Raw genomic sequence first — 7736 nt, 5'->3', positions numbered from 1 at the left:
CACCACCGATTACGGTTTGACGACGGTTCGATTCCGTTGATCGGCATTACGGCGGCCATAGCGGCGAGGTGCCTCCCGTACCCATCCCGAACACGGAAGATAAGCTCGCCTGCGTTACGGTCAGTACTGGAGTGGGCGACCCTCTGGGAACCCCGTTTCGCCGCCACCACTCATACTTCACCCCAGAGAGCAACTGCTCCGGCAGTACTCTCTGGGGTTTCTACATTTTAACAAGCAGTAGATAATACCACAGCGTACGCTATTTCGGAATCAGGCGCTTCAGGACACTGGTCCTGTCCCACTACTGATGTCACCAAATATTTTTGGAGCGGGGCTTAACCGGTAGTCTCTGGGAGTGAATCCATGGACAAGGGGGTAGCAAATCCCGATCTCGACACTATTTACGAACACCTTTCCGAATCCCGTCGTCGATACGTCCTGTACTACTTCCTAGAAAGCGGACACGCAAACGTTGAGGAGATAGCTCTCCAGATATCTGCGTGGGAGCAGGATGTATCGATCGGGTCAGTCTCTGTCGACGAGAAAGAGGCAGTCACGTTATCGCTAATACACAAGCATCTGCCGCGGCTCGCCGATCACGAGATCATTACGTACGATCAACGAAGCGGCGACATCGTTATCGGGGATAATTTCGATTCGGTTCGACCGACTGTTACACGTGCAAGAGAGAGCGAGCAGATAGACCCGGTGGTTAGGCATCCAACCGAGTCCGTTCTCCACAGTGACCCTTTGACGGAACCGACGGACAACGAGTGAAGGGTACATCGTGTTTCGAGGTTGTTGACGTTCGGGAGCGGACGTGAGAATCGCAATTGTGTCGCCGGTACGAGCCCTATTTAGATCGCACGTGATGGCTGCGTCCGCTAGCAGAGTAAGCGCTTCATGTCGGATTCCTGATAGTCGTAACTCAGAGCCACTGAACTATCTCAAGGAATCCGAGCCATTCAGTAGCTAACGCTTCTGGTCGGGTGAAAATGTCGCCCGGAACACTAACGTCCAGCCTCATCCCGTGGCGGCATGCCGCGTCGGCTGGCTAACCCTCGTGCCGGGCGGGAAACTCGTGGGAGTTCCCGAAAGACGACTGTCGCGTGCCCGGGTTCGCCGTACTGTCATCGCACCCGGATGGGTTTGCTCGGACGGGGACTAAAGGCACGCAGTCGCCCTACGTCCTGGTCCTGTTTAACTCTTCCATGCTCGAGTCGCCATAGTGGCAGCGCCGACCGAAACGATCGCCGCTCAGTCGGGGGTCGGTGCTTCGGCAACGGTTCCTTCGTTCTCTGCGAGCCACTGGTCGTAGGTTGCGCGTTCGACGACGACGACTTCAGCGTTCATCCGGGAGTGGCCGGCACCGCAGAACTCGGCACAGACGGCATCGTACCGGCCGGGTTCGGAGACGATCGTTCGAGCGCGGGTGTAATCGCCGGGAAACGCGTCTTGTTTGACACCCAAGTCAGGCACGAACAGCGAGTGGATCACGTCGTCGGCGGTAAGCCAGAACGTCACGTCCTCGTCGGCGGGTATCACGATCTCGTTTTCGGTCGTCACGTTCGCCTCGGGATAGGTCGCCTGCCACTCCCATTGGTAGCCGCGAACGTGGACGGCCTCGTCGTCGGTTTCGGGGAGTTCGTCGAACGATTCGATTCCCTGTTGGCTCCCGTTCGTATCGACATCATTCGCCTGCGATGGCGAGACGTACGGATTGACGAGGACGCTATATCCGGAGAGGCCCACGAACAGCAAGATGATGGCCGTCGCGGCGGTCCACGTGATCTCGAGGGCGGGATCTTCGGTGGTCGGCTGGGGGGTGTCGTTGTCGTGGAACTTGACGGCAGCGTAGACCAGAATCATGAGGACGAACAGCGTTAGCGGCAGCGCGACGTAGAGCAGTTGGTACTCGAGGCCGTCGATGAGTTCGCGATTTTCCGACTGTGCGACGGCCGTCCCGGTCAGTGTGAGCAGACCCGAGAGGGCTGCGAGGACGAGGGCGACGGTCCTGTGTCGGCGGCTACCCATTGGCGGGAGTTTCACGACCGGCGTGATATACGGCCTGCACGCTTCGCTGAACTGTCACGATCTCGTGACGGTTTAGGAGCCAAATAGTGAGCGCAGACATATCATAGGCGGCGACACTCACGGAATCGTCGGTCCATATTTATTGGGGTCGGTGGTGAGTCCATCGCTATGCACGGCCACGAGCGGTGCGGTCGGACCACCGGTGGTGACGGACGACGATGAACCGTGCGCTCGCCGAGGTGTCGCTGTTCGGGGCCGTCGTCGTCGGTTGTCTGCTGGTCGTCCTCGTCGCGCAGCGACTGCGGGCCGAGCCGTCGCCGGACGGTGGCTACGCGGGGGGCCGCGAGCCGCGGTTCGAACTCGGCGACGCGAAGGCGGCCGCCGTTCGCTGGACCACGACGACGAACCATCGCGAGATCGGTTTACTTTACATCGCCTTCGGCACCGTCGCGGCGATCTGGGGCGGGATCGACGCGATGATGATTCGAACCCACCTGTTGACTCCCGAGGCGAACCTCTGGACCGAGCAGACGTACAACGAACTGTTTACGATGCACGGTCTGACGATGCTGATCTTCTTCGTCACGCCGGTGTTCTTCGGGATCGGGAACTACTTCCTGCCGCTGTTGATCGGGGCCGACGACATGGCGTTTCCGCGGCTCAACGCGATCGGGTTCTGGCTGTTGCCGCCGTCGCTCCTGCTCGCTCGGTTGGGGATCGTCGCCGAAGTGACGGGAGCGGTGCTCGCGGTCGTGGTCCCGAACGACTGGATCTCGGTTCTGCTGGCGTTTCAGGAACCCGCGATCGGCTGGACGATGTATCCGCCGTTATCCCTCGCGCCGAATCCGCAGACGAATTTCCTCTTACTTGGGCTCCACTTGAGTGGCATCGCTACCACGATCGGCGCGCTCAATTTCATCACGACGATCGTCTACGAGCGCGACGAGTCGATCGGCTGGGCGAACCTCGACATCTTCTCGTGGAACATGCTCATCACGAGCGCGATCGTGATCTTCGCGTTCCCGCTGCTCGGCACTGCCTTGCTCATGTTGCTGTTCGACCGGAACTTCGGGACGACCTTCTTCGCGGTCGAGGGCGGCGGCCCCATTCTCTGGCAGCACCTGCTGTGGTTCTGGGGCCATCCGGAGGTCTATATCATCTTCCTGCCGGCAACCGGACTGATGAGCCTCATTTTGCCGAAGTTCGTCGGCCGCAAGCTGTTCGGATTCAAGTTCATCGTCTATTCGACGATCGCCATCGGCGTCCTCTCGTTCAGCGTCTGGGCGCATCACATGTTCGTGACCGGCGTCGATCCCCGCGTCCGTGCGAGTTTCATGGCCACGTCGATCGCCATCGCCGTCCCCAGCGCGATCAAGGTATTCAACTGGATCACGACCATGTGGAACGGCGACGTTCGGTTGGCCGCGCCGACGATCCTCTGTGTCGGCTCGATCGGCCTGTTCATCGTCGGCGGCGTCACCGGTATCTTCCTCGCGGTCATCCCGGTCGACGTCATGTACCACGGGACCTACTACGTCGTCGGTCACTTCCATCTCATTCTGATGGGGATCATCCCCCTGATGATGTTCGCTGCGAGCTACTACTGGTATCCGCTACTCACCGGCCGCATGTACGACCGCCGGCTCGCGATCTTCCAGTCGGTCCTGTTGGTCGCCGGCTCCGCGCTCACGTTCATGACGCTGATGGCGCTCGGCTTCCTCGAGCTGCCCCGACGGTACGCGACCTACCCCGCCGGCTTCTCGGGCCTGCAGATCGTCGCGACCGTCGGCGCGTTCATCATCGGGATTAGCGTCCTCATGTGGCTGTACAACATGCTCTGGTCGTACTTCCAGGGGACGCCGATCGAGACCGCCGACCCGTGGGAGCTGAAAGCGACCGAACAGTTCACGCCCGAGTGGCAGTGGTTCGAGGATCGCCTCGAGCGAGAGCACGGGGTGCCGCCGAGTAAACCCGAGACGGTCCGCCCGTCGTACGTGCCCGCACAGGGCGATCGCCCGCTGTCGATCTACGGTCGGATCAAGCCGGTCGCACGGACCGTCGCGAACGACGCCGGCGTGGGTGCGGCCGGCGGTTTCATCGGCACGCTGCTCATGTCGGGCGCGCTTCTCGCGGCGGTCGTACTGGGTGTCTTCGACCTCGAGTCGATCGCGACCCTCGCGACGCTCGTCGGGTTGCCGTCGAACCTGGCGCTCGGCTACGGCCTGTTCCTGATCGCCGGCACGGCGGTCTGGCCCCTGCTGTTCCTCTCGCTGGGCGAGTACCTGCCGGGCGAGCTCACCCTCGTCACCGGGCTGTGGTACGCGACGGTTATCGCCTCCGGCTTTGCGATCGGGTTTTACACCGGCCAGACCGGGATCGAGCTGGTCACGTACCTACTCTTCGTCACGCTCGCACACTGGATCTACGGGCTGGGGCTGGCCGGGACGATCGCGTCTCTGGGCGGCCGCCAGCGCCGTCCGGCTACGGGGGAGGACGGAAACGAATGAGTCCCGGTGATGACTCCGTTCCCGACGCGACCGAGCCGCCCGCCACCGACGAGACGGGACCGCTCGAGCCGACCACGGGATCGGAGTCCCTGCTGTTGACGTATGCCGCGCCGTTTCTCGGCGTCCTGTTGATCGCCGCGGGACTCCCACTCGGGATCGTCGGCGGCTACGTCGTGATTCAGGACGGCGTCGGCCTCTGTGGGGACCCCAGTATCACGGCGACGCCGGTCGACGAGTACGACGGCGTCCCGGCAACCGTCGAGACAGTCTCGGCTTCAGAACTCTCGGCGGCCGAGCGACGAGCCCTCGAGGAAGCGATCGACAGCCCGCTCAGGGAGGGAACAGTTGAGGGAGATCTCGCGAACCGGGCGGCGCTGCTCGAGGGAGCGGTCGTCGAGTACGAAGGCGAGGGCTACTACGTCCAGATCACGTCTCTGAACTCCTGTCTCGACGTCGAACCGCTGTTGTTCCCGATCGGGGCGATCGCGATCCTCGTGGGAGTCGCCGGCGTCCTGACGCCGCCGATCTACCGGAAGATGGCCGGGTTCGAGGAGCGGATGCGACGCGATTAGATGGAGTAACCCCTCGCTGAACGAACGAACCACGGAAAACGGCAGAAGGCAGCGGTGATGGCGACGAGACGCGGCGATATCGGTCGCTCTATTCGTCCGTACTCGTCGACTCGTTCGCGGCGTCCGAGTCGGCCGACTCGTCCGTCTCGCCCGACTGGGCGGTCCGGTTCGGCACGTCGTTCGTCATCGGGTCCGGTTCGGGCGCGATCACTTCGCCGTCACCCGGCTGTTCGGCGGCGTAGGAGAACTGGCCCTTGCCGTCCGGCGCTTCGCCCTCCGTCCACGGGCGGCCGGGATCCGGCTGTTGCTCGCGTCGAGTCGACATGAACGTGTAGTTGAAGTCCTGATTCTCCTGTTCCTGCGGGAAGCTCGCGGGGACCGGCACCGGGTCGTCGAGCGTCTCGAGGGCCGCGAGCCACTGGTTCTGGTGCATGGTGTCCCGGGCGATCAGGTACGAGAGCATGTCCTTCATGCCGGGATCGTCGGTGTACTCCCAGAGCCGCGTCGCGAGGGTGCGACCGGTCGACTCCGCCATCACGTTCGCGTAGAGGTCGCCGGCGAGGTTCCCCGATGCGACGATGTAGTTGCCGGTAAACGGCGCGCCGTTGCTGTCGACCGGCATCGCCGACTGGCCGGCCGAGAGGAACTGCCGCGGGTTCTGGCCCGTCATCGCCGCCGCGGTGGCCGCCGTCTCTTGGGCGTCCTCGCTCATCTGTTTGGGCGAGCCCCTGAGATTCTTCGTGACGGCCGACGCGAGCATTTCGATGTGGCCGAGTTCCTCGGCGGCGGTCTCCATCAACAGATTTCGATACTCCTTGTACTCCTCGGGCAGGGCCCACGCCTGGAACATGTACTGCATGGCGACGCGCATTTCGCCTTCCTGGCCGCCGATGGCTTGCTGGAGGAGTTTCGCGAAGTGGGGGTCCGGTTCCTCGACGGTAACCTCGTACTGCAGTTCCGGTTCTTGAAAGAACATCCACTGGTCCCTGCCTACACCCAGTAAGATAAACCACTGTTGCGGACAATAGAGAACATTCTACCGACTGGTAATAGTTCGATAGTAATCATTCGGAAACGGCGGAAGACGCGCTAATAAGTCCGATATCGACATTCGCAAGATCCTTAATCGGTCGTTGTGTCATCATGGCAAACTATTATAACGGCACCGCTCGTCGGGGAGCAGCGCATGAGTGAGGATACATGGACGGCGTCCCGACGCGCCTTCGTCACGTACGGTGCGGTCTCGACCGGAACGCTGTTCGGTGCCAGCGGGGCGACGGCTACCGCGGGCTCGGAACCGACCGACAGCGAGCCGGTCGAACAGGGGTTGATGCGTCCCTATCAGTTCGCCCCGGGCAGCCGGGTGACGGTCGTCGAATCGGACCTCGAGTGGCAACCGGCGCGATTCGACGACGCCTATCAGACCAACGTGGTCGCCTACGACCACGCGCCGTCGTATCGTGCCTTCCTCTTTACCGATCCCGACGCGACCCTCGAGTCGGACCGGTCGTTCGAGTTCGGGAGCGTGCAGGGATCGCCCGGGACCGACGATCGACAGTTCGTTACCGTCGGCCTCGAGTAACGCGCCGGACTCGAGCGGTGAGTCTCATCGGGGTGGCTGCGGCCCGCGTCCCGGCTCAGCACCGGGGTTTTTCCCCGCTGGCTATGGTACGAATCGGTCCCCGAGGTGACACTAGTGGGCAACGACGACAAACAACGAGCGGCGGCGACGTGTGAACACTGCGGGGAGTTCGGTATCGTTCAGGTCTGGCCGGACGGTAGTCTCCAGCCGCTCGGCCAATCGAACTTCTGTGACTGCGAGTCGCCCGAATTACAGGTTCTCGCGACCGATCTCGATCACGACGAAATTCCGTGAGCCCGCTCGGAGCGGTGAGTGCGAGTAGCCGCACAACTCCTTCTCACAGCGACGCGCCGACGTAGAGGACGACGACGAGGAAGAGCCAGACGGCGTCGACGAAGTGCCAGTACAGCGAGACGGTCGCAACCGACGTGTCCCGCTTCGGGCCGTAATGCCCCCGCAACGCTCGCCAGCAGAGCACCGCGATCCCGCCGACGCCGAGCGCGACGTGGAGCCCGTGGAGGCCGGTCAGCCCGTAGAAGGCGGTCCCGAAGACGCCGCTCGAGAGGCTGAAGCCCTCCGCGACGACGAACTCGTAGTACTCGTAGGCCTGCCCGGCGAGGAAGACGAGGCCGAGCGCGAGCGTCGTCCCGAGGAGTCCGAGAAACCGGCGTCGGTTGTCGTCCTCGAGTGCCTGGTGGGCGTAGTGGAAGGTGACGCTGCTGGCGACCAAGAGCGCGGTGTTGACGACCACGAGCGAGCCCAACAGTGGCGGGAGTTCCGCGGGCGGCCACGTCCCGATGCGGACGAAGAAGTAGTAGACGAACAGCGCGCCGAACGTCGAGACATCGGTGCCGAGAAAGAGCAGCGTCGTCGAGACGTACGACGCGCGCGAACTTGGATTCCTCTGTGCGTCGCGTGCCGGTGCCAGAAACGCCTGCTCGACCCAGCCCGCGACGCCGGCCAGCAGGACGATCGTGCCGACGACGGCGAGGGCGACGCCGAGCAGCGGCGGGGCGAGACCGGTTTCGGTCCCGAAGATGG

The 7736-nt window shown here is 62.9% G+C and carries 8 protein-coding genes and 1 rRNA gene; 6 read left to right on the top strand and 3 right to left on the bottom strand.

The window, feature by feature from the left end; all coding sequences use genetic code 11:
* The first annotated feature begins 47 nt into the window (after positions 1 to 47).
* Both rrf and C489_RS17845 read left to right on the top strand, forming a co-directional pair.
* Positions 48 to 169, top strand: a 5S ribosomal RNA gene (rrf, locus tag C489_RS17850).
* Positions 170 to 363: 194 nt separating this feature from the next.
* Positions 364 to 777, top strand: a complete 414-nt coding sequence (locus C489_RS17845) for a DUF7344 domain-containing protein (protein ID WP_006432746.1) — start codon at positions 364 to 366, stop codon at positions 775 to 777.
* 480 nt (positions 778 to 1257) lie between these two features.
* Here the strand turns inward: C489_RS17845 and coxB are convergent, their stop codons facing one another.
* Positions 1258 to 2034 (bottom strand): cytochrome c oxidase subunit II, encoded by a 777-nt coding sequence (gene coxB / locus C489_RS17840; protein ID WP_006432745.1) that lies wholly within the window; start codon positions 2032 to 2034, stop codon positions 1258 to 1260.
* A 218-nt stretch (positions 2035 to 2252) separates the two neighbouring features.
* Here coxB and C489_RS17835 point away from each other — a divergent pair, with 218 nt between their 5' ends.
* Together C489_RS17835 and C489_RS17830 are read left to right on the top strand one after the other, a co-directional pair.
* The gene (locus C489_RS17835) at positions 2253 to 4541 is read left to right on the top strand and encodes a DUF6789 family protein (RefSeq protein WP_006432744.1); all 2289 of its coding nucleotides are present in this window, start codon (positions 2253 to 2255) and stop codon (positions 4539 to 4541) included.
* The gene (locus C489_RS17830) at positions 4538 to 5113 is read left to right on the top strand and encodes a hypothetical protein (protein WP_006432743.1); all 576 of its coding nucleotides are present in this window, start codon (positions 4538 to 4540) and stop codon (positions 5111 to 5113) included. Before C489_RS17835 ends, C489_RS17830 begins: the two co-directional genes overlap by 4 nt.
* An 88-nt stretch (positions 5114 to 5201) precedes the next feature.
* Here C489_RS17830 and C489_RS17825 read toward each other — a convergent pair whose 3' ends face one another.
* Positions 5202 to 6089, bottom strand: coding sequence for a manganese catalase family protein (locus tag C489_RS17825; RefSeq protein WP_006432742.1), 888 nt, complete (start codon positions 6087 to 6089; stop codon positions 5202 to 5204).
* A 210-nt stretch (positions 6090 to 6299) separates the two neighbouring features.
* Between C489_RS17825 and C489_RS17820 the strand changes: the two genes are divergently transcribed.
* On the top strand, positions 6300 to 6695 hold the full coding sequence (locus C489_RS17820) for a hypothetical protein (RefSeq protein ID WP_006432741.1): 396 nt from the start codon (positions 6300 to 6302) through the stop codon (positions 6693 to 6695).
* Between the two features lie 105 nt (positions 6696 to 6800).
* A complete protein-coding gene (locus C489_RS17815; protein WP_049891026.1) occupies positions 6801 to 6989 on the top strand; it encodes a hypothetical protein in 189 nt (62 codons plus the stop codon).
* A 43-nt stretch (positions 6990 to 7032) separates the two neighbouring features.
* Here the strand turns inward: C489_RS17815 and C489_RS17810 are convergent.
* Positions 7033 to 7736 (bottom strand): cytochrome c oxidase subunit 3 (locus tag C489_RS17810; protein ID WP_006432739.1); only part of this gene is annotated, 704 nt, incomplete at its 5' end.

Origin of the sequence: Natrinema versiforme JCM 10478, assembly GCF_000337195.1 — an archaeon.
GTDB lineage: Archaea > Halobacteriota > Halobacteria > Halobacteriales > Natrialbaceae > Natrinema > Natrinema versiforme.
The sequence above is the reverse complement of the archived record's forward strand: the minus strand, read 5'-3'. Positions and strand labels throughout refer to the sequence as shown.

Coding starts and splice junctions, on each gene's coding strand:
- C489_RS17820 (WP_006432741.1), top strand. CDS start 6,300: ATGAGTGAGGATACATGGACGGCGTCCCGACGCGCCTTCGTCACGTAC.
- C489_RS17830 (WP_006432743.1), top strand. CDS start 4,538: ATGAGTCCCGGTGATGACTCCGTTCCCGACGCGACCGAGCCGCCCGCC.
- C489_RS17845 (WP_006432746.1), top strand. CDS start 364: ATGGACAAGGGGGTAGCAAATCCCGATCTCGACACTATTTACGAACAC.
- C489_RS17835 (WP_006432744.1), top strand. CDS start 2,253: ATGAACCGTGCGCTCGCCGAGGTGTCGCTGTTCGGGGCCGTCGTCGTC.
- C489_RS17825 (WP_006432742.1), bottom strand. CDS start 6,089: ATGTTCTTTCAAGAACCGGAACTGCAGTACGAGGTTACCGTCGAGGAA.
- coxB (WP_006432745.1), bottom strand. CDS start 2,034: ATGGGTAGCCGCCGACACAGGACCGTCGCCCTCGTCCTCGCAGCCCTC.